Annotated in this window: 27 protein-coding genes and 2 tRNA genes; 21 read left to right on the top strand and 8 right to left on the bottom strand. The window is 66.4% G+C overall.

Annotation, left to right across the window (positions count from 1 at the left end):
* Positions 1–3: 3 nt before the first annotated feature.
* Positions 4–633 carry a d(CMP) kinase gene (locus tag V2S85_RS17875; protein WP_330704193.1) on the bottom strand — a complete coding sequence of 210 codons (630 nt, stop codon included), beginning with the start codon at positions 631–633 and terminating at the stop codon, positions 4–6.
* Complete coding sequence (aroA, locus tag V2S85_RS17870) at positions 630–1,946, bottom strand: 3-phosphoshikimate 1-carboxyvinyltransferase (RefSeq protein WP_330704236.1); 1,317 nt, start codon at positions 1,944–1,946, stop codon at positions 630–632. Before aroA ends, V2S85_RS17875 begins: the two co-directional genes overlap by 4 nt.
* A gap of 221 nt (positions 1,947–2,167) precedes the next feature.
* Here aroA and V2S85_RS17865 point away from each other — a divergent pair, with 221 nt between their 5' ends.
* The 8 genes from V2S85_RS17865 (at position 2,168) to V2S85_RS17830 (ending at position 7,616) form a co-directional block, all read left to right on the top strand.
* The gene (locus V2S85_RS17865; protein WP_008829084.1) at positions 2,168–2,491 is read left to right on the top strand and encodes a TIGR02300 family protein; all 324 of its coding nucleotides are present in this window, start codon (positions 2,168–2,170) and stop codon (positions 2,489–2,491) included.
* Positions 2,492–2,882: 391 nt separating this feature from the next.
* Positions 2,883–2,958: transfer RNA gene (locus V2S85_RS17860), tRNA-Ala, on the top strand.
* Positions 2,959–3,119: 161 nt separating this feature from the next.
* The gene (ffh, locus tag V2S85_RS17855) at positions 3,120–4,577 is read left to right on the top strand and encodes a signal recognition particle protein (protein WP_330704192.1); all 1,458 of its coding nucleotides are present in this window, start codon (positions 3,120–3,122) and stop codon (positions 4,575–4,577) included.
* 37 nt (positions 4,578–4,614) lie between these two features.
* A complete protein-coding gene (gene rpsP / locus V2S85_RS17850) occupies positions 4,615–5,049 on the top strand; it encodes a 30S ribosomal protein S16 (RefSeq protein WP_330704191.1) in 435 nt (144 codons plus the stop codon).
* A 3-nt stretch (positions 5,050–5,052) separates the two neighbouring features.
* The gene (rimM, locus tag V2S85_RS17845; protein ID WP_330704190.1) at positions 5,053–5,568 is read left to right on the top strand and encodes a ribosome maturation factor RimM; all 516 of its coding nucleotides are present in this window, start codon (positions 5,053–5,055) and stop codon (positions 5,566–5,568) included.
* Positions 5,569–5,921: 353 nt separating this feature from the next.
* Positions 5,922–6,668, top strand: a complete 747-nt coding sequence (gene trmD, locus V2S85_RS17840) for a tRNA (guanosine(37)-N1)-methyltransferase TrmD (RefSeq protein ID WP_330704189.1) — start codon at positions 5,922–5,924, stop codon at positions 6,666–6,668.
* Positions 6,665–7,030 (top strand): 50S ribosomal protein L19, encoded by a 366-nt coding sequence (gene rplS, locus V2S85_RS17835; protein ID WP_008829168.1) that lies wholly within the window; start codon positions 6,665–6,667, stop codon positions 7,028–7,030. The genes trmD and rplS overlap by 4 nt, the downstream gene beginning before the upstream one ends.
* Positions 7,031–7,343: 313 nt before the next feature.
* Positions 7,344–7,616 carry an HU family DNA-binding protein gene (locus tag V2S85_RS17830; protein WP_330704188.1) on the top strand — a complete coding sequence of 91 codons (273 nt, stop codon included), beginning with the start codon at positions 7,344–7,346 and terminating at the stop codon, positions 7,614–7,616.
* A gap of 225 nt (positions 7,617–7,841) precedes the next feature.
* On the opposite strand, the gene V2S85_RS17825 is transcribed toward V2S85_RS17830, so the two are convergent.
* Together V2S85_RS17825 and V2S85_RS17820 are read right to left on the bottom strand one after the other, a co-directional pair.
* Positions 7,842–8,690 carry a hypothetical protein gene (locus V2S85_RS17825; protein ID WP_330704187.1) on the bottom strand — a complete coding sequence of 283 codons (849 nt, stop codon included), beginning with the start codon at positions 8,688–8,690 and terminating at the stop codon, positions 7,842–7,844.
* Between the two features lie 30 nt (positions 8,691–8,720).
* Positions 8,721–9,548 carry an RNA methyltransferase gene (locus tag V2S85_RS17820; RefSeq protein WP_330704186.1) on the bottom strand — a complete coding sequence of 276 codons (828 nt, stop codon included), beginning with the start codon at positions 9,546–9,548 and terminating at the stop codon, positions 8,721–8,723.
* A 185-nt stretch (positions 9,549–9,733) separates the two neighbouring features.
* On the opposite strand from V2S85_RS17820, the gene V2S85_RS17815 reads away from it, so the two are divergent.
* From V2S85_RS17815 to V2S85_RS17800, 4 genes are all read left to right on the top strand, one after another.
* Positions 9,734–9,819 (top strand) — tRNA-Tyr (locus V2S85_RS17815).
* A 134-nt stretch (positions 9,820–9,953) separates the two neighbouring features.
* On the top strand, positions 9,954–11,300 hold the full coding sequence (locus V2S85_RS17810; RefSeq protein ID WP_330704185.1) for an LLM class flavin-dependent oxidoreductase: 1,347 nt from the start codon (positions 9,954–9,956) through the stop codon (positions 11,298–11,300).
* Between the two features lie 80 nt (positions 11,301–11,380).
* Complete coding sequence (locus tag V2S85_RS17805) at positions 11,381–12,130, top strand: phosphatidylserine decarboxylase (protein ID WP_330704184.1); 750 nt, start codon at positions 11,381–11,383, stop codon at positions 12,128–12,130.
* A gap of 53 nt (positions 12,131–12,183) precedes the next feature.
* Positions 12,184–12,984 carry a phosphatidylcholine/phosphatidylserine synthase gene (locus V2S85_RS17800; RefSeq protein ID WP_330704235.1) on the top strand — a complete coding sequence of 267 codons (801 nt, stop codon included), beginning with the start codon at positions 12,184–12,186 and terminating at the stop codon, positions 12,982–12,984.
* Here V2S85_RS17800 and V2S85_RS17795 read toward each other — a convergent pair.
* The 3 genes from V2S85_RS17795 to V2S85_RS17785 all read right to left on the bottom strand — a co-directional run bounded on the left by V2S85_RS17795 (position 12,962) and on the right by V2S85_RS17785 (position 13,996).
* On the bottom strand, positions 12,962–13,222 hold the full coding sequence (locus V2S85_RS17795; protein ID WP_330704183.1) for a hypothetical protein: 261 nt from the start codon (positions 13,220–13,222) through the stop codon (positions 12,962–12,964). The genes V2S85_RS17800 and V2S85_RS17795 overlap by 23 nt on opposite strands.
* 158 nt (positions 13,223–13,380) lie before the next feature.
* Entirely contained in the window at positions 13,381–13,650 is a 270-nt protein-coding gene (locus tag V2S85_RS17790; protein WP_330704182.1) for a hypothetical protein, read from the bottom strand.
* Positions 13,651–13,765: 115 nt separating this feature from the next.
* Positions 13,766–13,996, bottom strand: a complete 231-nt coding sequence (locus V2S85_RS17785) for a hypothetical protein (RefSeq protein ID WP_330704181.1) — start codon at positions 13,994–13,996, stop codon at positions 13,766–13,768.
* Positions 13,997–14,051: 55 nt separating this feature from the next.
* Here V2S85_RS17785 and rpsB point away from each other — a divergent pair, with 55 nt between their 5' ends.
* The 3 genes from rpsB to V2S85_RS17770 all read left to right on the top strand — a co-directional run bounded on the left by rpsB (position 14,052) and on the right by V2S85_RS17770 (position 16,560).
* On the top strand, positions 14,052–14,810 hold the full coding sequence (gene rpsB, locus V2S85_RS17780; protein ID WP_330704180.1) for a 30S ribosomal protein S2: 759 nt from the start codon (positions 14,052–14,054) through the stop codon (positions 14,808–14,810).
* A 120-nt stretch (positions 14,811–14,930) separates the two neighbouring features.
* Complete coding sequence (gene tsf / locus V2S85_RS17775) at positions 14,931–15,854, top strand: translation elongation factor Ts (RefSeq protein WP_036522544.1); 924 nt, start codon at positions 14,931–14,933, stop codon at positions 15,852–15,854.
* Between the two features lie 166 nt (positions 15,855–16,020).
* Positions 16,021–16,560, top strand: a complete 540-nt coding sequence (locus V2S85_RS17770) for a carboxymuconolactone decarboxylase family protein (protein ID WP_330704179.1) — start codon at positions 16,021–16,023, stop codon at positions 16,558–16,560.
* 192 nt (positions 16,561–16,752) lie between these two features.
* On the opposite strand, the gene V2S85_RS17765 is transcribed toward V2S85_RS17770, so the two are convergent.
* Positions 16,753–17,361 carry an NAD(P)-dependent oxidoreductase gene (locus V2S85_RS17765; protein WP_330704178.1) on the bottom strand — a complete coding sequence of 203 codons (609 nt, stop codon included), beginning with the start codon at positions 17,359–17,361 and terminating at the stop codon, positions 16,753–16,755.
* 54 nt (positions 17,362–17,415) lie between these two features.
* On the opposite strand from V2S85_RS17765, the gene V2S85_RS17760 reads away from it, so the two are divergent.
* From V2S85_RS17760 to V2S85_RS17735, 6 genes are all read left to right on the top strand, one after another.
* Positions 17,416–17,847, top strand: a complete 432-nt coding sequence (locus tag V2S85_RS17760; protein ID WP_330704177.1) for a helix-turn-helix domain-containing protein — start codon at positions 17,416–17,418, stop codon at positions 17,845–17,847.
* 101 nt (positions 17,848–17,948) lie between these two features.
* Positions 17,949–18,668, top strand: coding sequence for a UMP kinase (pyrH, locus tag V2S85_RS17755; RefSeq protein ID WP_330704176.1), 720 nt, complete (start codon positions 17,949–17,951; stop codon positions 18,666–18,668).
* Positions 18,669–18,671: 3 nt separating this feature from the next.
* On the top strand, positions 18,672–19,229 hold the full coding sequence (frr, locus tag V2S85_RS17750) for a ribosome recycling factor (RefSeq protein ID WP_330704175.1): 558 nt from the start codon (positions 18,672–18,674) through the stop codon (positions 19,227–19,229).
* Positions 19,230–19,260: 31 nt separating this feature from the next.
* Positions 19,261–19,950 carry a polyprenyl diphosphate synthase gene (gene uppS, locus V2S85_RS17745; protein ID WP_330704174.1) on the top strand — a complete coding sequence of 230 codons (690 nt, stop codon included), beginning with the start codon at positions 19,261–19,263 and terminating at the stop codon, positions 19,948–19,950.
* The gene (locus V2S85_RS17740) at positions 19,937–20,710 is read left to right on the top strand and encodes a phosphatidate cytidylyltransferase (protein ID WP_330704173.1); all 774 of its coding nucleotides are present in this window, start codon (positions 19,937–19,939) and stop codon (positions 20,708–20,710) included. Before uppS ends, V2S85_RS17740 begins: the two co-directional genes overlap by 14 nt.
* A 2-nt stretch (positions 20,711–20,712) precedes the next feature.
* Positions 20,713–21,864 (top strand): 1-deoxy-D-xylulose-5-phosphate reductoisomerase, encoded by a 1,152-nt coding sequence (locus V2S85_RS17735; protein ID WP_330704172.1) that lies wholly within the window; start codon positions 20,713–20,715, stop codon positions 21,862–21,864.
* The last annotated feature ends 7 nt before the right edge of the window (positions 21,865–21,871 follow it).

Here is a 21,871-nt window from a genome sequence, read left to right as displayed (position 1 = left end):
GCGTCAGGTGTCGGCTGACGCCAGCGCATCGACCGCAGCGATGGCGGCGGCGATGGCCTCCTCGCGCCGCAGGGTCGAGGTGTCGATCACCAGGGCGTCCTCGGCGGCCCTGAGGGGCGCGTCCTTGCGGCCCCGGTCGCGTTCGTCGCGCGCGGCGAGGTCGGCGGCGATCTCCTCCAGCGAAACGTCGCGGCCATGCGCCTGCATTTCGAGGAAGCGCCGCTGCGCGCGGGCCTCGACCGAGGCGACGACGAACAGCTTGGCCTCGGCCTCCGGCGCGATGACGGTGCCGATGTCACGCCCGTCGAGCACGGCGCCGCCGGGCTGGGTGGCGAAGCTGCGCTGGCGCTCGAACAGGGCCTGGCGCACGGCCGGGTGGATCGAGACGCGGCTGGCGAGCCCGCCGGTCGCCTCGGAGCGCAGTTCGGGATCGGCCAGCAGTTCGGGCGCGAACGTGCAGGCAGCCAGCGCGTCTGCCGGATCGTCCGGATTGCCGCCGCTCAGCGCGCACTGGCGGCCCACCGCGCGGTAGAGCAGCCCGGTGTCGAGGTGCGGCAGGTGAAAGTGCGCGGCCAGCGCCTTGGCGATCGTGCCCTTGCCCGAGGCGGTCGGTCCGTCGACGGCGATAATCATGCGGTCAGGCCCTCCAGCATGGCTTCGAACACGGGGAAGCTGGTGGCGATCGGGCGCACGTCGTCCACTTCGACGCCCGCCCGGCTGGCGAGGCCGGCGACCGCCATCGACATGGCGATGCGGTGGTCGAGATGGGTGGCGATGGCGCCGTTGGTGCCGACCAGCGGCTCGCCGCCGGAGCCGGTGATGACAAGGCCGTCCTCGGTCTCGCGCACGGTGACACCGGCGGCGGCGAGGGCGGTCGCCATCACGGAGATACGGTCCGATTCCTTGACGCGCAGTTCTTCGAGGCCCGTGGTGGTGGTGACGCCTTCGGCCAGCGCGGCGGCGACGAAGAGGACGGGGAACTCATCCACCATGGCGGGCACGATCGCGGGATCGACCGCGATACCCTTGAGCGCGGAGTGCCTGACCAGCAGGTCGGCGACCGGTTCGCCGCCGACCTCGCGCGGATTCACTTCCTCGATGGAGCCGCCCATCTGGCGCAGCACTTCGACGATCCCGGCGCGGGTGGGGTTGAGGCCGACGTTCTCGATCAGCACTTCGCTGCCCGGGATGACCAGCGCGGCGACGATGAAGAAGGCGGCGGACGAAGGATCGCCCGGAACTTCGATGGTCTGCGGCTTCAGTTCGGCCTCGCCCCGGATCGAGATGACCCGCGCGCCGTCGGCATCCGTCTCGACGGTGAGATCGGCGCCGAATCCGCGCAGCATCCGCTCGGAGTGGTCGCGGGTGGGCACCGGCTCGATGACGGTGGTGATGCCGGGCGTGTTGAGGCCCGCAAGCAGGATCGCGCTCTTCACCTGTGCCGAGGCCATCGGCAGGCGGTAGCGGATCGGCACCGCCGGGCTGGCACCTTTAAGGATAAGGGGCAGGCGGCCGCCTTCCGATGCCTCGAAGCTGGCACCCATCTCGGAGAGCGGATCGATGACGCGGCCCATCGGGCGCTTGGAGAGCGAGCCGTCGCCGATGAAGGTCGCGGTGATCGGGTGGCTGGCGACAAGGCCCATCAAGAGGCGCGTCGACGTGCCCGAATTGCCCATGTCGAGCGGCGCTTCGGGCTGGAGCAGCGCACCCACGCCGACGCCGTTGACGGTCCAGGCGCCTTCCCCGGTGCGCGTCACGGCGGCGCCCATCGCGCGCATCGCGGCGGCGGTGGAAAGCACGTCCTCGCCTTCGAGCAGGCCGGTCACCTTCGTCTCGCCCACTGCCAGCGCGCCCAGCATGATCGAGCGATGGCTGATCGACTTGTCGCCAGGCACCCGGATTCGCCCTTTGAGCGGCCCGGTCGGCAGGAAGCGGCGGGGGCGCATGTTCAGGGTGTCGTGGCTCACGGGGTTGGACTTTCGAGGCTGGAATGCTGCAAAAACGGGGCGGCTTTTGACAGCGCCTGTCCGCTATGGCAAGGCGCGCGCCCTGATGCGGCCTTGCGCGCCTAATCTCGCGAGACTTGATTAAGTGCGCAGGCTTTCCCATCAAGACACGCAATTTACTTTGCCCGCGCCATCCGGAACGGGCCAGACGAGGACTTTCCATGGCCAAGGCTGAATGGGGCGCCAAGCATGGCTGCCCGAAATGCGGCACCCGCTTCTACGACCTGGGCAAGGATGACCCGGTCACCTGCATCGAATGCGGCAACGAATGGACCCCCGAGCCGGTGCTCAAGTCCAAGCAGCCGATTCCCTACGAGGAAATCCAGAAGAAGAAGGAAGTCGTCGAGACCGAAGACGAGGATCTGGCCGAAGAGGATCTCGACATCGATGACGACGGCGATTCGCCGGACAACGATGTGGACCTCGGCGGCGACGACGATCTCGGCATCGGTGCCGGCGGCGACGACGAAGACCACGACAACTGATCTGACACGGGGCCGGTCCGCTTTATAGCGAACCGGCCCCGGCTGATTCTGGGGTGCTTGTTCGGTGGCGCACGCTGCTGCGCTTTCGCTCCCCCAGTCATTCTCCCGCGAAGGCGGGAACCGATCTCCCGACGGCTCCTGTTGAACCCGCATCAGTTGGGCCCCCGCCTTCGCTGGGATGGCAGGGGAGTGGGAGCGCAAGTGTGGTTTTGAACGGCGGGCCGAGCTTCAAAACTCGCCGCCGAAAAAAATCGACATCACGCAAATTTTCCTCTTGCCAAGTTTTCAGACCGCCCGTAGATGGCGGCCTCCCAAGCGGAGGCGCTTCTTCGAAACGCCGAAAACAAGGGAAACGGGTTGGTCCTCCCAGGGCTAACTTGCTGAAATGATTGGGGCCTTAGCTCAGCTGGGAGAGCGCCTGCATGGCATGCAGGAGGTCAGCGGTTCGATCCCGCTAGGCTCCACCATTTCACTAAATTGAAGTTTCGCATGATTGCGACACGCTGGTTGACGAGGTTTCGTCCACTGGCGTTTTTTGCTATCAAGTCATGCATCCGCCGGTCAGCGAGGTTTCGCCCACCGGCGTTTTTGGCGTGTTTCGCGCCGGATTTGAAGGAGTGAACGGCCTATGTTCGACAGTCTGTCAGATCGCCTTGGTGGCGTCTTCGACAAGCTGCGCGGCCGTGGTGCGCTCAAGGAGCAGGACGTTCTCGATGCCATGCGCGAAGTGCGCATCGCGCTGCTCGAGGCCGACGTCGCGCTGCCGGTGGTGCGCCGCTTCATCGATACCGTCACCGAAAAGGCCGTCGGCCAGAACGTCCTGCGCTCGGTCACGCCGGGCCAGCAGGTCGTCAAGATCGTCAACGACGCGCTGATCGAGACGCTGGGCGGCGAAGAGACCCCCGGCCTCGACCTTGAGGCCGTGCCGCCGATCGTCATCATGATGGTCGGCCTCCAGGGTTCGGGCAAGACCACCAGCACCGCCAAGATCGCCAAGCTTCTCAAGGAGAAGCAGGGCAAGAAGGTGATGATGGCCTCGCTCGACGTGAACCGTCCGGCGGCGCAGGAACAGCTCAAGGTGCTGGGCGAGCAGGTGAGCGTCGCCACGCTCCCGATCATCGCCGGCCAGCAGCCCACCGAGATCGCCACCCGTGCGATGCAGGCCGCGCGCCTGCAGGCCGTGGACGTGCTGCTGCTCGACACCGCGGGCCGCCTCCACGTCGACCAGCAGCTGATGGACGAGATGAAGGCGGTCGCCGCCCTCTCGACCCCGCGTGAAACGCTTCTGGTGGTCGACTCGCTGACGGGTCAGGACGCGGTCAACGTCGCGCAGTCGTTTTCCGGCCAGGTCGATCTCACCGGCGTCGTGCTCACCCGCATGGACGGCGATGCGCGCGGCGGTGCGGCGCTGTCGATGCGTGCCGTTACCGGCAAGCCGATCAAGTTCGCAGGCACCGGCGAGAAGATGGATGCGCTGGAGGTCTTCCACCCCAGCCGCGTCGCCAACCGCATCCTGGGAATGGGCGACATCGTCTCCATGGTCGAGAAGGCCGCCGAAGCGGTCAAGATCGAGGATGCCGAGGCGCTTGCCAAGCGCATGGAGCAGGGCAAGTTCGACATGAACGACCTGCGCATGCAGCTCAAGCAGATGCAGAACATGGGCGGCCTCGGCGCGCTGGCGGGCATGATGCCGGGCATGAAGAAGGCCAAGGCGGCGATGCAGCAGTCGGGCATGGACGACCGCGTCCTCCTGCGCATGGACGCGATCATCGGCTCGATGACGCCGAAGGAGCGCAGCAATCCTGCACTGCTCAACGCCAAGCGCAAGATCCGCGTCGCCAACGGCTCGGGCACCCAGGTCCAGGACGTCAACAAGCTGCTCAAGATGCACCTGGAGATGTCCAAAGCCATGAAGCAGATCAAGAAGATGGGCGGCCTCAAGGGGCTGGCCGCGATGTTCGGCAAGGGCGGCCTCGATGCCGCGATGCCGGGCCTTGGCGGTGCCGGTCTCGGTCCCTCGGCCGGGGGCTTCCCCGGTCTTGGCGGCGCTGGCGGCGCCGATCTCAGCAAATTCCTGAAACGATAATCTCAAATATTCCCAGAATTATAGAAAGGTAAGTCTCATGTCCGTTTCGATCCGTCTCTCGCGTGGTGGTGCCAAGAAGCGCCCGTACTACAAGATCGTCGTCGCCAACGCGACCGCGCCGCGCGACGGCAAGTACCTGGAGCAGGTCGGCACCTACAACCCGATCCTCGCCAAGGACGACGAGAACCGCGTGCGTCTGGTCGAGGACCGCGTGCGTTACTGGCTCGGCGTTGGCGCCCAGCCGACCGACCGCGTTGCCCGCCTGCTCGACAAGGCCGGTGTGAAGGAGCGCGCCGCTACCAACAACCCGAAGCAGGCAGAGCCCGGCAAGAAGGCCAAGGAGCGCGCTGAAGACCGCGCCACCAAGCTGCGCGAAGCTGAAGAAGCCGCTGCCGAGGCTGCTGCCGCCGCCTCTGCTCCGGCCGAGGAAGCTGCTCCCGAAGCAGCCGCCGAGGAATCGACCGAGGCCTAAGCCTTGGTTGACGGCAAGAAGGATCGCCCCGTCACGCTTGCCGCCGTTTCCGGCGCGCACGGCGTGATGGGCGAGGTTCGCCTCAAGCTGTTCGGTGAAGGCGTGGCGGCGCTCAAGCGCTACCGCGCCTTCAACGATTCCAGCCTCACCGTGGTGAAGCTGAAGGACGACGGCAAGGGCGGCGCGATCGCCCGCTTCGACGAGGTGAAGGACCGCAACGCGGCGGAAAAGCTGCGCGGCACGGTGCTTACCGTCCCGCGCTCGGCGATGCCGGCGCTTGAGGAGGGTGAGTATTACCACGCGGACTTCCTCGGCCTGCCTGCCGTGTCGGAAGAGGGCGAGGCGCTGGGTACGTGCGTGGCGGTCGAGAACTTCGGCGCGGGCGACGTGCTGGAGATCGAACGGCCGGTGGGCGAAGATGGCAAGCGCCGCCGCTTCATGGTGCCGATGACGCCCGCCGCCGTGCCCGAATGGAACGACGAGCGTATCGTCCTCAACGCGGCGTTCGCGGAAGAATAGCTCGCCAGTGGGCGCGCGCCCGGTCTTGGCGTGACACCTCTTTTCGTCGTCCCGGCATGGGCCGGGACGACCTCGCGCTCAATCTGGACCTCTCTGTCCTACACAGGGCGAGATCGGTATCATGCGCCGCATGACGCCAATGCCGCGCTTTTCCAATCTGTCACCTTGCGGTTCCGCCAAAGGTCACAGCCATGTCGATGAAAAGATAATCGTATCAAACGCTAACTTGGAAAATCGGGGGTGTTTCACACAGGCTTTCGTGTCAATTGGGCAGGGCGGATGAGCGGGCCTGAGCCCGTTGCCGGCGTCGCCGGCACCTTGATTGCCGCGCCGTGCCGGGCCAAGGGCGAGCGATGACTTTCTCCGCCACCGTGCTCACCCTCTACCCAGAGATGTTCCCCGGCCCTCTCGGCGTGTCACTGGCGGGCAGGGCGATGTCGGACGGCAAGTGGTCTATCGATCCGGTGCACATTCGCGACTTCGCCACCGACAGGCACCGCACCGTCGACGACACGCCCGCGGGCGGCGGCGCGGGGATGGTGCTCAAGGTCGATATCCTCGCCGCCGCCATCGACCACGCCCGCAGCGTCAACCCGGGCGCGCCGGTGATCGCCATGACGCCGCGTGGAAAGCCGATCTCGCAGCAGCGCGTGCGCCAGCTTGCGCAGGGCCCAGGCGTCATCCTGCTGTGCGGCCGTTTCGAGGGCTTCGACGAGCGCATCTTCGAAGGCCGCGAGGTCGAGGAAGTCTCGGTCGGCGACATCATCCTGTCCGGCGGGGAATGCGCCGCTTTGATGGTACTCGATGCTTGCATTCGGCTGCTTCCCGGCGTAATGGGCGCGCCTTCCAGCGGGACCGAGGAATCGTTCGAGGACGGTCTTCTCGAGTACCCGCACTATACCCGACCCCCTGAGTGGGAAGGGCGCACGATCCCTGAAGTGCTGCGATCGGGGGATCATGCGAAGATCGCCGCCTGGCGGAAACGACAGGCGGAGGACGATACACGGTCACGCAGGCCGGACCTCTGGGAGCGTCACAGGGACGCTCGGGTTCAGCCTGCCTCTGGCGCGCGGCGAAAAAACGAGGATTTGGGTTCATGAACCTGATTCAGCAGATCGAAGCCGAGGAAATCGCCAAGGCTGCGAAGGATATCCCTGAATTCCGTCCGGGCGACACCGTCCGCGTCGGCGTGAAGGTCGTCGAAGGCACCCGCACCCGCGTCCAGGCTTACGAGGGCGTGTGCATCGCGCGCTCGAACCGTGGCATGGGTTCGAACTTCACCGTGCGCAAGATGAGCTTCGGTGAAGGCGTGGAGCGCGTTTTCCCGCTCTACTCGCCGAACATCGATTCGATCACCGTGGTTCGCCGCGGCGTCGTGCGCCGCGCCAAGCTGTACTACCTGCGTGGTCGTACCGGCAAGCGCGCCCGTATCGCCGAGCGTCGTATCACCGACAACGCGTAAGCGAACGTCGGCCCGGCCTCACCGCCGGGTCCGCATCAAGAGGCGGCTCGGTTTCGAGCCGCCTTTTTTTGCGCCTCTCGTTGCTGCATCGCGGCAATGCATCGCCCGCCGCGAATCGCCGAGCCGCCCCCGATCCGATGCTGCGACGCACAACGCTTCGTCGCTGTAAAAACGGCGGAAAAACGCGATTAACTGCGGGTTTTGGCGCTATTTGGCCCTTGCCTCCCGTCATAAAAACGGCTCAATTCCGTCGCTCTCGAGGCGATTCAGTTTTTTCCAATCCGCTCCACTGAAAGGTAAGGGGGTTCCCATAATGAACAAGAACGATCTCATCGGCGCAGTCGCCGACTCCAGCGGCCTGACCCGCAGCGACGCCACCAAGGCCGTCGAGGCTGTCTTCGACGCCGTCACGGGCGCGCTGAAGAAGGGCGACGAAGTGCGCCTCGTCGGCTTCGGCACCTTCTCGGTGGCCAAGCGCAAGGCTTCGACCGGCCGTAACCCCCGCACCGGCGAGCCCATGGAAATCAAGGCTTCGGCCCAGCCGAAGTTCAAGGCCGGCAAGGGCCTGAAGGACGCCGTCAACTAAGACGCGCGGCCGGCCTGCCACGCCTCGCAGGTCGAACCGAATACGCCGTGCCAGCCCTCCAGCTGGCGCGGCGTTTTTCGTTTCCGGCGCCGAGAAGCGTATGCCGAGAGAGTGGCACACAGCGGCACACAGCGGCACACAGCGGCACCCTGGCAGCACCTGAGGGGAGCCGAGGCAGCCCGGGCTACCCCGCAATGTCTACCCCCGGCGTCCCACGACTTCACCTCAGCGCGTGAGCCTGACCAGCGCGGTCGGAGCGGCGGTGATGCGCGGACTGACCTTCCAGGCCAGCACGTTTCCGCCGGGTGCTTTCGCCGGCCCCTCGTCGGTGTTGTTGGCGAGGATTTCGCCATCGGTCACCACCGTGAAGGTGCCGTCGGCCATCGCGGACGGACCCTGCGCCCCGTCCCCCCCGTCCGCGCCGTCGCTTTTGCCCATCACGCTCTGGCCGATGCCCGACATCATGCCGGCCGCCGCGCCGCCGCTCGGCGGGCCGAAGCCGGGGGCTTCGATGCGCACGCTGCCGTCGCCCCTCGCGAAGACCTGGACGAAGGCGTTGCTCATCGGAAAGCCTTCGAAGGTGGGGAACACGAAGTCATGGTCGAGCCGGCCTGATATCGCGAAGTCGACGTCGAACTTGCCGTCGCCCAGATACTCGACCTTCTTCCAGCCCGCCTGCCGCCGCAGTTTGGCGGCGACCTCGCGGCCCGCTTCGGGATCGCTCGGGTCGAGCCCGCCGAGCAGCATGCGCACCGCTTCCGAATCGCTCTTGCGCTTCTGCTCGTGGCTCTGTTCCCAGTCGCGCTTCTGCCCGGCGAGTTCGTCGGCGGTGCATTCACGTTCGTCGTAGGTGGATTCGTCGTGGCAGGCGGAGGGGGTGAAGGTCTCGTCCTTGCCGGTCTGCATCAGCGGAACCATCAGGATCTCGCCGGTGTACCGGAACGCGAAGCTGCGGTCCTTGCGCAGCTCCAGTTGCGATCCGAACCGGCCGGGCGCGAAGATGCAGGCGCCGGCCAGCAAGGCCAGCCCCGCGACGACGATCGCCCGGCGTGCGCGAATGCCCATCGAGACCATGCTTCTCCCCTCCATCTGCCTGGCGCCAGCTTACGCCGTTTCGCGCGTCGCCGCCGCATAAAGCGCGATCGCGGCGGCATTGCTGACGTTGAGGCTTTCCATCGCCTCGCTGATCGGCAGCTTGGCGATGGCATCGCAGTGCTGGACGATGTTGTGGCGCATGCCGTCGCCCTCGGCGCCGAGCACGAGCGCGACCGGGCCCGCGGGCAGCGCTTCGCCCAGCGTCGCTTCGGCGGCGCCGTCGAGGCCGATGCGCCAGTATCCGGCCTCGGCGATCTCCTCCAGCGCGCGCGCCAGGTTCACCACGCGCACCCAGGGCAGCACTTCGAGCGCGCCCGAGGCGGATTTCGCCAGCGTGCCCGATTCGGGCGGCGCGTGGCGGTCCTGGGTGACGATGCAGCAGGCATCGAACGCGGCGGCCGAGCGCATGATGGCGCCGACGTTGTGCGGATCGGTCACCTGGTCGAGCACGATCACGGGACGCGAGGGATCACCTTCGAGCACGTCGGCGAGGAACATGTCGTCGAGCGGCGCGCATTCGAGCACGAGGCCCTGGTGCGGCGCATCCTTGGCGACGAGGCGCGCCAGGTCAGCGGGCTGTGCCCATTCCACCGGGAAGTCGCTGGGCAGCTCGCCATCGAGTGATTCGACGCCTTCGCGAGTCGCCCATAGCTTGCGGTGGCTGCGGTCGGGGTTCTTGAGCGCGGCTTCCACCGCGTGTCGGCCCCACAGGCGCACCATGCCGGAAGAGGCACGGCCGCTGCCGCGCCCGTTCTTCATCCGGCCCGCGCGTCCGCGCAGCGGCTTTGCCGGACGTTCGCCCTGCGGGCCTCCCCGTCCATCGCTACGCTTGTCCATCTGTCGTCCTTTCGAAAATATCGGGAAATGCAAAAATCTTGCCCCCTCTGGCAGGGAGGGCATTGACAGGCAAGGCTCGCTTCGGCAAAGGCGCGGCTCCTCGGCAACGGGGCGCCTTCGGGGGCCTCGACCAACGCCGGATTTCCTAGCTTTTGCGCGGATTTCCAGCAGCCAGCAACTGGTGTGGACAGGTGGCCGAGTGGTTAAAGGCAGCAGACTGTAAATCTGCCCGTGCAAGCGTACGCTGGTTCGAATCCAGCCCTGTCCACCACCAGCTGTCCCGGCGAACGAACGCCGGTCCGACGCCAGGCGGTTCTTCACGATAACTCATAAGGCTCGGCATGCTTCTCGATTGAGGCGGCCGCGCGCGGCGTTCAGGTCGTCTCCGTTCCGACGGAGACCCTGATGCACCTTGCCCTGTTCCTTTCGTTCTCGGGCTCGCACCTTGCGGGCTGGCGCCATCCGCTGGCCGGCCAGGGCGATCCCTTCGACATCGCCCGCTACCAGCGGATCGCCGCCCAGGCCGAGGCGGCCAAACTCGACATGCTGTTCGTGGCCGACAAGCTGTCGATCGACGATATCTACGGCGGTACGTTCGAGGCGGCGGTGCGGCTGCGTCCGGCGATCCATGTCGAGCCGCTGACGTTGCTGTCGGCGCTGGCGGTGAGCACCAGCCGCATCGGCCTGGGCGCGACGATCTCCACCAGCTACAGCGAGCCTTATCACGCGGCGCGGATGTTCGCCTCGATCGACCATTTCAGCGGCGGGCGGGCGGCGTGGAACGCGGTCACTTCGGTGAACGACGGCGAGGCGCGCAATTTCAGCCGCGAGGAGCACCTCGGCCATGCCGAGCGCTACGAGCGCGCCGCCGAGTTCATCGACGTCGTGCGGCTGCTGTGGGACACCTGGGAGGAGGATGCGATCGCGCCAGACAAGGCGGCGGCGCGCTATTCCGATCCGGCGCGCATCCATTACGCCGACCATCGGGGCAAATGGTTCCAGGTGAAGGGCCCGCTCGGCGCGGTGCGGCCGCCGCAGGGGCATCCGGTGCTGATCCAGGCCGGGGTCTCGGGCGCGTTCCAGCAACTGGCGGCGCAGGGCGCCGAAGTGATCTTTCCCGTGCAGTCGACCTTGGAAAAGGCGCGGGCCTTTTACGCGGACTTCAAGGCGCAGGTCGTGGCGGCGGGGCGCGCGCCGGATTCGGTCAAGGTCTTGCCGGGCATCGTCCCGATCATCGCCGATACCGACGAGGAGGCGCTGCAGCTCGAAGCCGAACTCGACGCGCTGATCGATCCGGAGGCGGGGCTGAGCTTCATGTCGGGCAGCATGAACTATGACTTGTCGGTCCATCCGATCGACGGTCCGGTGCCCGACATCCGCGACCGGATTCGCGGCAGCAAGGGGCGCTTCGACGTCGTCCTGAAGGACGCGATGGATCGCGGGCTGACGCTGGGCGAACTCGGGCGCAGCTATGCCAAGGGGCTGGCCTTCGCCAAGTTCGTCGGATCGCCCCGCACGGTCGCCGACCAGATGGAGCGCTGGGTGGCGGAGCGGGGCGCGGACGGTTTCGTGGTGATGCCCCCCTACATGCCGGGCGGCGCCGAGCGGTTCCTGGAGGGCGTGGTGCCCGAATTGCAGCGGCGGGGCCTGTTTCGCACGGAATACGAAGGTACGACGTTGCGCGAGCACCTCGGCCTCGAACGGCCGGGCAACCGCTTCGACGCCGATTTCCTTGCGGCGGCGGCGGAGTAGAGGCGCGCTATCCCCCGCGCAGGGAACAACCGGGCGGCGGCGGCATTGCGGTACTCGTGCACACTGGCTAGACGAGAACGATGCCCGGAAACATTCTCGATAATCAAGGTCGCGGCGAAGCGTCGTGGCAATGGCCCGCCATCCACAAGGAAGGCCGCAAGTTCGGCGCCATCGCCGGCGCCGTCGCGCTGCTGGTGTGGATCCTGTGGGGGCCGTGGTTCGGCTGGCCGCTGGCGGTGCTGACCGTCTGCGTGCTGGCGTTCTTCCGCGATCCCGTGCGCGTCACCCCGCAGGACGAGCGCGCGATCGTCGCCCCGGCGGACGGCCTCGTCACGTTGATCGGCAAAGTCTCGCCGCCGCGCGAACTGACCATGGACGATGGCAGCGGCAATGCGCCGATGCCGACCGACCTGGTCACCCGCATCTCGATCTTCATGTCGGTGTTCGACGTCCACATCAACCGCTCGCCGATCAGCGGCACGATCAAGCGGGTGATCTACATCCCCGGCAAGTTCGTGAACGCCGACCTCGACAAGGCGAGCGAAGAGAACGAGCGCCAGCACATCCTGGTCGAGCGCGCCGACGGCCTGCGAATCTGCTACACGCAGATCGCCGGTCTCGTGGCGCGCCGCATCGTGCCGTTCATCAAGCCGGGCGACATCATCGCCGCCGGCCAGCGCATCGGCCTGATCCGCTTCGGCAGCCGCGTCGACGTCTACCTGCCGGCGGGCGTCGAGCCCAAGGTGTTGATGGGCCAGAAGATCATCGCCGGCGAAACCGTGCTTGCCGAACTCGGCAGCGCGCCGCTGATCGAGGGCATCGCCCAGTGAACGACGGGCGCGGGATCGGCGGTCCGGACAGCCATGAACCGGAGTTCGATCCCGTGGATGACTTCGCCTCCGATGGCGAGGCCGTTCCGCGTCGGCGGCTGTCGCCAGGGCTTTCGGTGCGCGCGCTGGTGCCCAACGCCATCACCGCCGCCGCGCTGTGTTCGGGCCTGACGGGCATCCGCTTTGCCATCTCGGCCTATGAGGGCAATCCCGCGCATCTGGAAAAGGCGGTCCAGGCGATCATCCTGGCCGGCTTGCTCGATGGAATCGACGGCCGTGCGGCCCGTCTGCTCAAGGCCCAGACCCGTTTCGGGGCCGAACTCGACAGTCTTGCCGATTCGATTTCGTTCGGTGTCGCCCCGGCGCTGATCGTCTACCTCTGGACCTTGCATCAGGTGCCGAGCTTCGGCTGGATCGCGGCGCTGGCCTTTGCGATCTGCTGCGTGCTGCGCCTCGCACGGTTCAATGCCCGGCTCGACATGCTCGACCAGCCGCACAAGGCCGCCGGGTTCCTGACCGGCGTTCCGGCGCCGCTGGGCGCGGGCCTGGCCTTCCTGCCGCTCTACCTGTGGATCGCGACCGGCTGGTCCGAATTCGCCAATCCGATAGCCGTGAGCATCTGGATGGTGCTGGTCGCCTTCCTGATGATATCGAGCATCCCGACGCTGGGATGGTCACGGATGCGCCCGCCCAGCCACTTGCGCCTTGGCGTGATCGCGCTGGTCGGCCTGACGATGGCGGCACTGCTGACCGAGCCGTGGTTCACGCTGGTCGCCGTCACGATCGTCTACCTGCTGCTCATCCCGGTGGGGCTGGCGATCTACGTCCGGGTCAAGCGGCAAGGTCAATCGTAGCGCCGGGCCATTCCAGCCGTGCGGGAATCCGGCGTGCCGGACGCTTCCTGAGCGCCGCGAGGGTGGGCAGCGGCACCCGCTCCATCACCTTCCAGGTCAGCACCAGAGTCTCGGGACATTCTGCGAGCCGGGCCCGCAGGGCCAGCGCATCGGCGCCGTGGCGGCGCAGGGTCGCGGCGATCGTCAGCGCCGAGGCCAGCGCGGCGAGGGCAAAGATGCAGGCGGCGAATGCAGTCATGACCGTTCCTTTCGAACCTTCGCCCGCACCCGGCAGAGGGCTGTGGACACCTTGTGGAAAACGCGAATCTGTTCTAACAATGTTCCGATAGGCGTTAGTTCCCTTTTTGTTCCATGCGAGTCAAGCGCCTTTTTGCGGCGCCTCGGTTTCCCGCTTCTTCAGGCCACCTGGGTTCTGTGCGGATAGTGGTGCAGGCGGTGCGTCACCGGTTTGGGCTGCGGATGGCGACGGACCTTGTTGCCGCTCCGACGGGGCATCGCGGTCCGGGTATTGAGGGTGGTGACGCGGATCACATGGCCCGCTTCTTCCTCGGCCAGGGCGCGTCGCAGGGCGCGTAGCGAGGGCAGGGCGGTCAGCGTGGTCTTCCAGATCGTCGCGACGGCAGTCACTGCCGCCAGGCCGAAGATGATGGATGCGAAGATACTCATGGCGAGCGACCCTTGTTCTGTCAGGTTCCCTGCCCACCCCGCCTTCACGGCGCCTCCATCAGGACGAAACCCGAACAATTTCCGTTGTTTGCTGCGTTAACAAACTTATCATCAACTATGCTTCAGTAAAACATCCGGAAGCGATGAGTTCCGCGCCAACCCCTTGATCCGACCGGGAATCGCCGATTCGGGCGATGAAGTGGCAAACGTTTGCGGCGAATTGGGGCTGGCTTTCGGGGGCGAAGGCGTCTAAGGGCGCCCCGTTCGCGTAGAGATCGGCCGGATCGTCCGGTGCGACTCGAAGCGGGCAATCCACATGGAAGGCGCACATACCGGTGCCGATCACGGGGTCTCCGTGCGGTTCCTGCCTTCCAGAGGTTCAACCGGAAAGGAATTCTACTATGGCGGCACCTGTCGTCACCATGTCGCAGCTCATCGAAGCCGGCGCACACTTCGGTCACCAGACCCACCGCTGGAACCCGCGCATGAAGCCGTACATCTTCGGCGCGCGCAACGGCATCCACATCATCGACCTGTCGCAGACCGTGCCGCTCTTCGCGCGCGCTCTGGAATTCGTGCAGTCGACCGTCCAGGCCGGTGGCAAGGTTCTCTTCGTCGGCACCAAGCGCCAGGCGCAGGAGCCGATCGCCCAGGCAGCCCGCGCTTGCGGCCAGCACTACGTCAACCACCGCTGGCTGGGCGGCATGCTCACCAACTGGAAGACCATCTCGGGTTCGATCAAGCGCTTCAAGGCTCTTGAAGAGCAGCTGGCGGGCGACACCGCCGGTCTGACCAAGAAGGAAGTCCTTCAGCTGACCCGCGAGCGTGACAAGCTGGAACTGTCGCTCGGCGGTATCCGCGACATGGGCGGCATCCCGGACGTGATGTTCGTGATCGACGCCAACAAGGAAGAGCTGGCGATCAAGGAAGCCAACGTCCTCGGTATCCCGGTCGTCGCCGTGCTCGACACCAACGTCAACCCGAACGGCATTGCGTTCCCGATCCCGGGTAACGACGACGCCAGCCGCGCCGTGCGCCTCTATTGCGACGCGATCGCCAAGGCCGCGACCAAGGGTCACCGCGAAGGCGTGATCGACAGCGGTGCCGACATCGGTTCGTTCGACGAGCCGGTCGCCGAAGAGGCTGTTGTCGAGGCGTAATAGCCCGGCACGACGACACTTTCGTCACGGAATTGTCGCGCGCCGGGTCCATGTGGCCCGGCGCGCACCTGTTTCAAGGAACCTTGCACGGTTCCCCACTCAATCAAGAGGAATTGAGCGATGGCTTACACCGCCGCTGACGTGAAGACCCTGCGCGAGCGCTCGGGCGCCGGCATGATGGACTGCAAGAAGGCTCTCGACGAGACGAACGGCGACATCGAAGCCGCGATCGACGCGCTGCGCGCCAAGGGCCTTGCCGCCGTTGCCAAGAAGTCCAGCCGCACTGCCGCTGAAGGCCTGGTCGGCATCGCCGTGACCGGCACCAAGGGCGTTGCCGTCGAAGTCAACTCGGAGACGGACTTCGTCGCCAAGAACGACCAGTTCCAGGACTTCGTGCGCAAGACCACCGAAGCCGCGCTTGGCGTTGCCGGTGACGACGTCGAAGCCCTCAAGGCCTCGGCCTACCCGGGCGGCGGCACCGTGACCGACGCGCTGACCAACAACGTCGCGACCATCGGTGAGAACCAGCAGGTTCGCCGCATGAAGACCGTCGAAGTCTCGGCCGGTCTCGTCGTTCCCTACATGCACAACGCCGCTGCGCCGAATCTCGGCAAGATCGGCGTGCTCGTGGCTCTGGAATCTGAAGCCCCGGCTGCCGTTCTCGAAGGTCTCGGCAAGCAGATCGCGATGCACATCGCCGCTGCCTTCCCGCTGGCCCTGAACGCCGAAGACCTCGACGCCGAGCTGATCGAGCGCGAGCGCAAGATCGCCCAGGAAAAGGCCGCCGAATCGGGCAAGCCCGAAGCCGTGCAGGCGAAGATGGTCGATGGCGCGATCGCCAAGTACGCCAAGGAAAACGCACTGCTCTCGCAGGTGTTCGTCATGGACAACAAGACCCCGATCCAGCAGGTCGTCGACCAGGCCGGCAAGGAAGCCGGCGCGAAGATCGTCCTCAAGGACTACGTGCGCTTCCAGCTGGGCGAAGGCATCGAGAAGGAAGTCACCGACTTCGCAGCCGAAGTGGCCGCAGCGGTCGCCGGCTGACCTCAAGCCTTCTTCGCTGAAGAAACGTGGGGGCCGCAGGAGCATATGCTTCTGCGGCCCGTCTCGTTTGCGGCTCCCTAAAAAACATGCATGATTGACTTGTTAAAGGGTCGGCGTAGCCTTCCGCATCGACCCGGCCAGATCCGGGCGCAACCGGAGAGGCCCCATGCGCGTAGAACTCGCTCCCCAGCCGCAGAATCCGATTCCGGACCTTTCGGTCCAGTACTCGCCTGAGATCGTCCGGGCTTCAGGCGCCTTCGCGATGGCGCCTTACCAGTATTCGAAACTGCCCCTGCGGCTGTTCGAGGCATGCCGCATCGCCACCGCCGTCATCAACGGCTGCACCGTCTGTATGAACTGGCGCGCGCAGCGGGACTTGCGGATTCTCGGCTATGACGGCGGCGTGATCGATCAGGGCAACGCGCCTGACGAGGCCATGTATCAGGCCGTGCTCGGCGGTGACCTCGGCAGCCTGACCGAGAAGGAGCGCCTTGCCGTGCGGTACTCGCAGAAGATGGGCACCGACCCGCGCGGGCTGGCCGAGGACGATGCGTTCTGGGCTCAGGTCAAGAGCGTGATGACCGATGCCGAGATCGTGGATCTGACGCATTGCACCGCTGCGTGGATGGCGATGGGCAGGGTGGCGCATGTGCTGGGTGTCGACGGGGTTTGCTCGATTGGCGGGCCTTTGGCGGAAGCAGCCTAAGAGGGAGGAGGCAGGGGTTACTACCCCTGCACCCCGTATACCGTCGAGGTCTGGCGCGCGGCTTCGTCATGCGATGACGCTGCGCCGGGAGACTTTCAAAGCCTGCGCCGCCGCGTTGGGCTGAGGCGGCTGCGCGCGGAGCGACGACAGTTCCGGGGTCTGGGGCGATGGCCCCAGGACTTCCCTTTTATCTCAATAAGCTGCCGTAAACCGTTCCCTGGAATGCTTGTGGGCTTCCAGTTCATCGACCATCGCGATTGCGTAGTCGGCGAAGCTGATCTTGCTCTCACCTGCCTCGTCGGTGACCAGTTCGTCGCCGCCCGAGCGGTAGCTGCCCGTGCGCGGGCCTTCGAAGATCAGCGCGGCGGGGGAGAAGAACGTCCAGTCCACGTCGTCCACCTGCCTCAGGGCGCCGAGGAAGGTGATCCCGCCCATCGCGAAGGTCTTCCATTCCTCGGGAAAGTCCGGTGTGTCGATCAGGCGCTTGCCTGGGGCGACTTCGAGGCTGGCCGCGCCTCCGGTCACCAGCAACCGGGGCACGCCGGCCTCGCGGATTGCCGAGAGCAAGGTTTCGGCGGGGACGTCGAAGTGCAGGGCGCTGATGACGGCGTCGCTTCCGGCGATCAGGGCGGCGAGAGATGCGGGGTCCGAGGCATCGCCCGTCGCTGCCGTGATCCGCTCGCCGGTCGCGATCTTTTCCGGGTTGCGTGCTATGGCGAGGACTTCGTGGCCGCGAGCGGCGGCTTCCCTGGTGATCTCCGATCCGGCGCGGCCGCTGGCTCCGAGGACTGCGATCTTCATTTCCATTCTCCACTAGGTATCCAATGGTGACCAGATGTGGTATCGGCGATGGCCATGCAAGAAGGCACTTTCACCGCACCGGGTTACCTTCAGGAAACCGCCCGTCTCACGCCCGATGTCTATGCGGCGGACTGCCCGACACGGCAGTTGCTCGATCGCATCGCCGACAAGTGGAGCGTGCTGATCCTGACCACGCTCGGGGGAGGGGGCATGCGCTTCAACGGGCTCAGGCGCCGGATCGACGGCATTTCGCAAAAGATGCTGAGCCAGACGCTGCGCTCGCTGGAGCGTGACGGGCTGGTGCTGCGCGAGGTAGTGCCGACGGTGCCGGTCTCGGTCAGCTATGCGGTCACGCCGCTGGGGCGTGAACTGCTCGATGCGCTGCAGGCGATGATCGACTGGGCAGAGCGGCGGATGGCGGCGGTGGCCTCGGCGCAAGTTGCCTATGATCGGCGGGAAGTCGAACTGTCCGTAATGGCGCGCTGAACCGGGTTCATCCACAGTCCAAGCCCCTTGGCAATTGGCGCTTGCCCTCCTAAAGCCGGGGCCGTTCCAGTATTTCCGGCCCCCATAGGAGACCCAGCGGCATGTCATCCCCCTACAAGCGCGTCCTGCTCAAACTTTCGGGCGAAGTGCTGATGGGGAGCCAGCAGTTCGGGATCGATCCCGATTTCGTGGCGGAACTTGCCAAGGAAGTGAAGGCGGCCAAGGAAACCGGCCTCGAAGTCTGCCTGGTCATCGGCGGGGGCAATATCTTTCGCGGCATGGCGGGCGCCGCGCGCGGCATGGACCGGGCGCAGGCCGACTACATGGGCATGCTCGCGACCGTGATGAACGCGCTGGCGATGCAGAACGCGCTGGAGCAGATCGGCGTCGAGACCCGCGTGCAGAGCGCGGTGCAGATGGATCAGGTCTGCGAGCCGGTGATCCGCCGCCGGGCCGAGCGCCACCTCGAGAAGGGTCGCGTGGTGATCTTCGCTGCCGGTGTCGGCGCGCCGTACTTCACCACCGATTCCGGCGCCGCCCTGCGCGCTGCCGAGATGCGCTGCGACGCCCTGCTGAAGGGCACAAGCGTCGACGGCATTTACGACAGCGATCCGAAGCGCAATCCGGACGCCAAGCGTTACGATTCCGTCGATTACGACACCGTCCTCGCCGACAACCTGCAGGTGATGGACGCCTCCGCCGTGGCCCTGTGCCGCGACAACAGCATTCCGATCGTCGTGTTCTCGATCCGCGAGCAGGGCAACCTGGCCACCGTCCTTGCGGGTGGCGGCATCAAGACGATCGTTCAGAAAGGAGCCTGAACCATGGCCAAGTACGACAAGGCGGACCTCGAGCGCCGCATGAAGGGCGCGATCGACGCGCTCAAGCACGACCTCTCGGGTCTGCGCACCGGCCGCGCGAACACCGCGCTGCTCGAGCCGATCACCGTGACCGTCTATGGCAGTTCGATGCCGATCACGTCGGTCGCGACGATCTCCGCGCCCGAGCCGCGCATGCTTTCGGTGCAGGTGTGGGACAAGACCAACATCGGTCCGGTCGAAAAGGCGATCCGTTCTGCGGGTCTGGGCCTGAACCCGATCAACGACGGCAACACCCTGCGCCTGCCGATCCCCGATCTGACCGAAGAGCGCCGCAAGGAACTCGCCAAGCTCGCCAGCTCCTATGCCGAGAAGGCGCGCGTCGCCGTGCGCAACGTGCGCCGCGACGGCATCGAGAACCTGAAGGCCGACGAGAAGAAGAAGGAAATATCGGAAGACGACCGCAAGCGCGGCGAAACCGAAGTCCAGAAGCTGACCGACGACATGATCAAGTCGCTCGACGAAGTGTTCGGCGCCAAGGAAAAGGAAATCCTCGGCAAGTGAGCCTGTTGCGCTTCGCCGAGAAGGGAGCCTGATGGCCAAGGACGAATCTCTGCGCGCCCGTCATGTCGCCATCATCATGGACGGCAACGGGCGCTGGGCGAAGAAGCGCCTGCTTCCGCGCGCGGTGGGCCACCAGCGCGGCGTGGAGGCGGTGCGCCGCGTCGTGCGCGGCGCGCGCGAGATGGGGCTGGAGGCACTGACCCTCTACGCCTTCTCGACCGAGAACTGGCGGCGGCCCGAGGACGAGATCTCGGACCTGATGAGCCTGATGAAGCGCTTCATCCTTTCCGACCTCGACGAATTCGCGGCGGCGGGCGTGCGCCTCAAGATCATCGGCGATTACAAGGCGTTCAAGCCCGACGTCGTCGAACTGGTCGAAGGCGCGATGGCGAAGACCGCGCACAACACCGGCACGACGCTGGCGGTGGCGCTGAACTACGGCTCGCAGGACGAGATCGCCCGCGCTGCCACCAAGGCGGCGGCGAAGGGGCCGATCACGCCCGAGACGATCGCGGCGGAACTCGACACGGCGGACCTGCCGCCGCTCGACCTGCTGATCCGCACGTCCGGCGAAGTGCGGCTGTCGAACTTCCTGCTGTGGCAGGCGGCTTATGCCGAGATGCTGTTCACCGACGTGCTCTGGCCGGACTTCACCGCCGATCACCTGCGCGATGCGCTGAGCGCCTTCACCACTCGCGAGCGTCGCTATGGCGGGCGCTGAACCTCCGGCGAAAGGCACGTCCGACCTCAAGGTCCGCACCGTCTCGGCGATCGTCATGGTGCTGGTCGCGGGCGCTGCGCTGTGGTTGGGCGGCCCGGTGTGGATCGCCTTCGTCGGCGCGGTGTCCGTCGGCGTGCTGTGGGAGTGGGTCCGTCTGGCCCGCCGCATCGTGCCCGGCCCCGGCGCGCGCGCGGCGTGGAACTTCGCCGGGATGCTCTACGTCGGTATCGGCGCGGCCATGCTGATGTTCCTGCACAACGACGCCTTCACCCTCGCACCGATCCTGACGGTGCTGGTGACGGTGATCGCGGTGGACGTGGGCGCCTACTTCACCGGCCGCACCTTGCGCGGGCCCAAGATCGCGCCGTCGATCAGCCCGTCCAAGACCTGGTCGGGGCTGATGGGCGCGGTGTTCGGGGCGACCTGCGCGCTCTTCGCCGCCGCGCGGCTGTGGCAGGAAGGCGCGATCCGGCTGACCCCCGACGTCTCCGCCGCCAATGCGACCTCGTGCTTCGGGACGCAGCCGTGCTGGTATGCGCAGGCCGGCTCCGTGCCGCTGCTCGGCATGTGCCTGGTGATGGGCCTGCTGGTCGCGGTCTGTGCGCAGGCGGGCGATTTCTTCGAAAGCTGGATGAAGCGCCGTGCGGGCCTGAAGGACTCGGGCAATCTCATTCCCGGCCATGGCGGTTTCTTCGACCGGGTTGACGGATTGCTCGCGGTGCTGTTCCTGCTGGCCGTGGCCATCGTGTTCCTGTCCTGACCATGCGTACGCTCACCGTTCTGGGGGCCACCGGCTCCATCGGCGCATCCACGCTCGACCTGATCCGGCGGAGCCGCGAGGACTGGCGCGTCATCGCGCTGACCGCGCATTCCAATGCCGCCGAGCTGGCGAAGCTGGCCCGCGAATTCGCCGCCGAAGTCGCCGTCGTCGCCGACGAGGCGCACCTTCCGGCACTGCGCGAGGCGCTCGCCGGTTCGGGGATCGAGGCCGCTGGCGGCCCTGCCGCGCTGGTCGAGGCGGCCGCGCGCGGGGCGCAGGTCACCGTCGCTGCCATCGTCGGCTGCGCGGGCCTTGCGCCCACGATGGCGGCGATCGAGCAGGGCAAGGTGATCGCGCTCGCCAACAAGGAGGCGCTGGTCTCCGCGGGCGAAGTGATGATGGCCGCCGTCGCGCGCCACGGCGCCACGCTGCTGCCGGTCGATTCGGAGCACAACGCGATCTTCCAGTGCTTGTCCGGCAACCAGACCCGCGACGTGCGCTGGATCACCCTGACGGCGAGCGGAGGCCCGTTCCGCGACTGGTCGTGGGAGCGCCTGAGCGCCGCGACCCCGGCCGAGGCGGTGCGCCATCCCAACTGGGACATGGGCGCGAAGATCAGCGTCGATTCGGCCACCATGTTCAACAAGGGCCTCGAACTGATCGAGGCGCATCACCTGTTTCCCGTCGGCCTGGACCGCTTGCGGATCATCGTCCACCCGCAGTCCGTGGTGCATTCGATGGTGGAATACCGCGACGGTTCGACCCTGGCGCAGCTTGGCCCCTCGGACATGCGCGTGCCGATCGCCTCGGCGCTGGCCTGGCCGGCGCGCATGGATACGCCTTGCGCCCCGCTCGACCTTGCCGAAATCGGTGAACTGACCTTTCGCAAGCCGGATGAAGTCCGCTTTCCCGCCACCCGGCTCGCCCGCGAGGCGGCGCAGGCGGGCGGGGCGATCCCGGCCGTGCTCAATGCCGCGAACGAAATCGCGGTTGCCGCGTTCCTTGCCGGTCAGATTTCGTTCACGGATATCGCCGCACAAGTGGAAGACGTGCTAGGTACTTATGCGCCGCCGCCGCCCGGCAGCCTCTCCGATGTCCTCGAAGTGGACGGCGAGGCGCGGGCGAGGGCGCGGCTGCTCGTGACCAGTACCTGAAAAGAGG

The sequence above is a fragment of the Novosphingobium resinovorum genome, from assembly GCF_036352595.1.
GTDB lineage: Bacteria > Pseudomonadota > Alphaproteobacteria > Sphingomonadales > Sphingomonadaceae > Novosphingobium > Novosphingobium resinovorum_B.
The sequence above is the reverse complement of the archived record's forward strand: the minus strand, read 5'-3'. Positions and strand labels throughout refer to the sequence as shown.

Excerpts from the sequence above, each read along its gene's own strand:
- V2S85_RS17820 (WP_330704186.1), bottom strand. The coding sequence starts at position 9,548 with ATGGACAAGCGTAGCGATGGACGGGGAGGCCCGCAGGGCGAACGTCCG.
- V2S85_RS17825 (WP_330704187.1), bottom strand. The coding sequence starts at position 8,690 with ATGGTCTCGATGGGCATTCGCGCACGCCGGGCGATCGTCGTCGCGGGG.
- V2S85_RS17770 (WP_330704179.1), top strand. The coding sequence starts at position 16,021 with ATGCGCGTAGAACTCGCTCCCCAGCCGCAGAATCCGATTCCGGACCTT.
- frr (WP_330704175.1), top strand. The coding sequence starts at position 18,672 with ATGGCCAAGTACGACAAGGCGGACCTCGAGCGCCGCATGAAGGGCGCG.
- rplS (WP_008829168.1), top strand. The coding sequence starts at position 6,665 with ATGAACCTGATTCAGCAGATCGAAGCCGAGGAAATCGCCAAGGCTGCG.
- trmD (WP_330704189.1), top strand. The coding sequence starts at position 5,922 with ATGACTTTCTCCGCCACCGTGCTCACCCTCTACCCAGAGATGTTCCCC.
- V2S85_RS17805 (WP_330704184.1), top strand. The coding sequence starts at position 11,381 with ATGCCCGGAAACATTCTCGATAATCAAGGTCGCGGCGAAGCGTCGTGG.
- pyrH (WP_330704176.1), top strand. The coding sequence starts at position 17,949 with ATGTCATCCCCCTACAAGCGCGTCCTGCTCAAACTTTCGGGCGAAGTG.
- V2S85_RS17865 (WP_008829084.1), top strand. The coding sequence starts at position 2,168 with ATGGCCAAGGCTGAATGGGGCGCCAAGCATGGCTGCCCGAAATGCGGC.
- uppS (WP_330704174.1), top strand. The coding sequence starts at position 19,261 with ATGGCCAAGGACGAATCTCTGCGCGCCCGTCATGTCGCCATCATCATG.
- tsf (WP_036522544.1), top strand. The coding sequence starts at position 14,931 with ATGGCTTACACCGCCGCTGACGTGAAGACCCTGCGCGAGCGCTCGGGC.
- V2S85_RS17735 (WP_330704172.1), top strand. The coding sequence starts at position 20,713 with ATGCGTACGCTCACCGTTCTGGGGGCCACCGGCTCCATCGGCGCATCC.
- V2S85_RS17830 (WP_330704188.1), top strand. The coding sequence starts at position 7,344 with ATGAACAAGAACGATCTCATCGGCGCAGTCGCCGACTCCAGCGGCCTG.
- V2S85_RS17810 (WP_330704185.1), top strand. The coding sequence starts at position 9,954 with ATGCACCTTGCCCTGTTCCTTTCGTTCTCGGGCTCGCACCTTGCGGGC.
- V2S85_RS17760 (WP_330704177.1), top strand. The coding sequence starts at position 17,416 with ATGCAAGAAGGCACTTTCACCGCACCGGGTTACCTTCAGGAAACCGCC.
- rpsP (WP_330704191.1), top strand. The coding sequence starts at position 4,615 with ATGTCCGTTTCGATCCGTCTCTCGCGTGGTGGTGCCAAGAAGCGCCCG.
- ffh (WP_330704192.1), top strand. The coding sequence starts at position 3,120 with ATGTTCGACAGTCTGTCAGATCGCCTTGGTGGCGTCTTCGACAAGCTG.
- V2S85_RS17795 (WP_330704183.1), bottom strand. The coding sequence starts at position 13,222 with ATGACTGCATTCGCCGCCTGCATCTTTGCCCTCGCCGCGCTGGCCTCG.
- aroA (WP_330704236.1), bottom strand. The coding sequence starts at position 1,946 with ATGCGCCCCCGCCGCTTCCTGCCGACCGGGCCGCTCAAAGGGCGAATC.
- V2S85_RS17790 (WP_330704182.1), bottom strand. The coding sequence starts at position 13,650 with ATGAGTATCTTCGCATCCATCATCTTCGGCCTGGCGGCAGTGACTGCC.
- V2S85_RS17740 (WP_330704173.1), top strand. The coding sequence starts at position 19,937 with ATGGCGGGCGCTGAACCTCCGGCGAAAGGCACGTCCGACCTCAAGGTC.
- rpsB (WP_330704180.1), top strand. The coding sequence starts at position 14,052 with ATGGCGGCACCTGTCGTCACCATGTCGCAGCTCATCGAAGCCGGCGCA.
- V2S85_RS17765 (WP_330704178.1), bottom strand. The coding sequence starts at position 17,361 with ATGAAGATCGCAGTCCTCGGAGCCAGCGGCCGCGCCGGATCGGAGATC.
- V2S85_RS17875 (WP_330704193.1), bottom strand. The coding sequence starts at position 633 with ATGATTATCGCCGTCGACGGACCGACCGCCTCGGGCAAGGGCACGATC.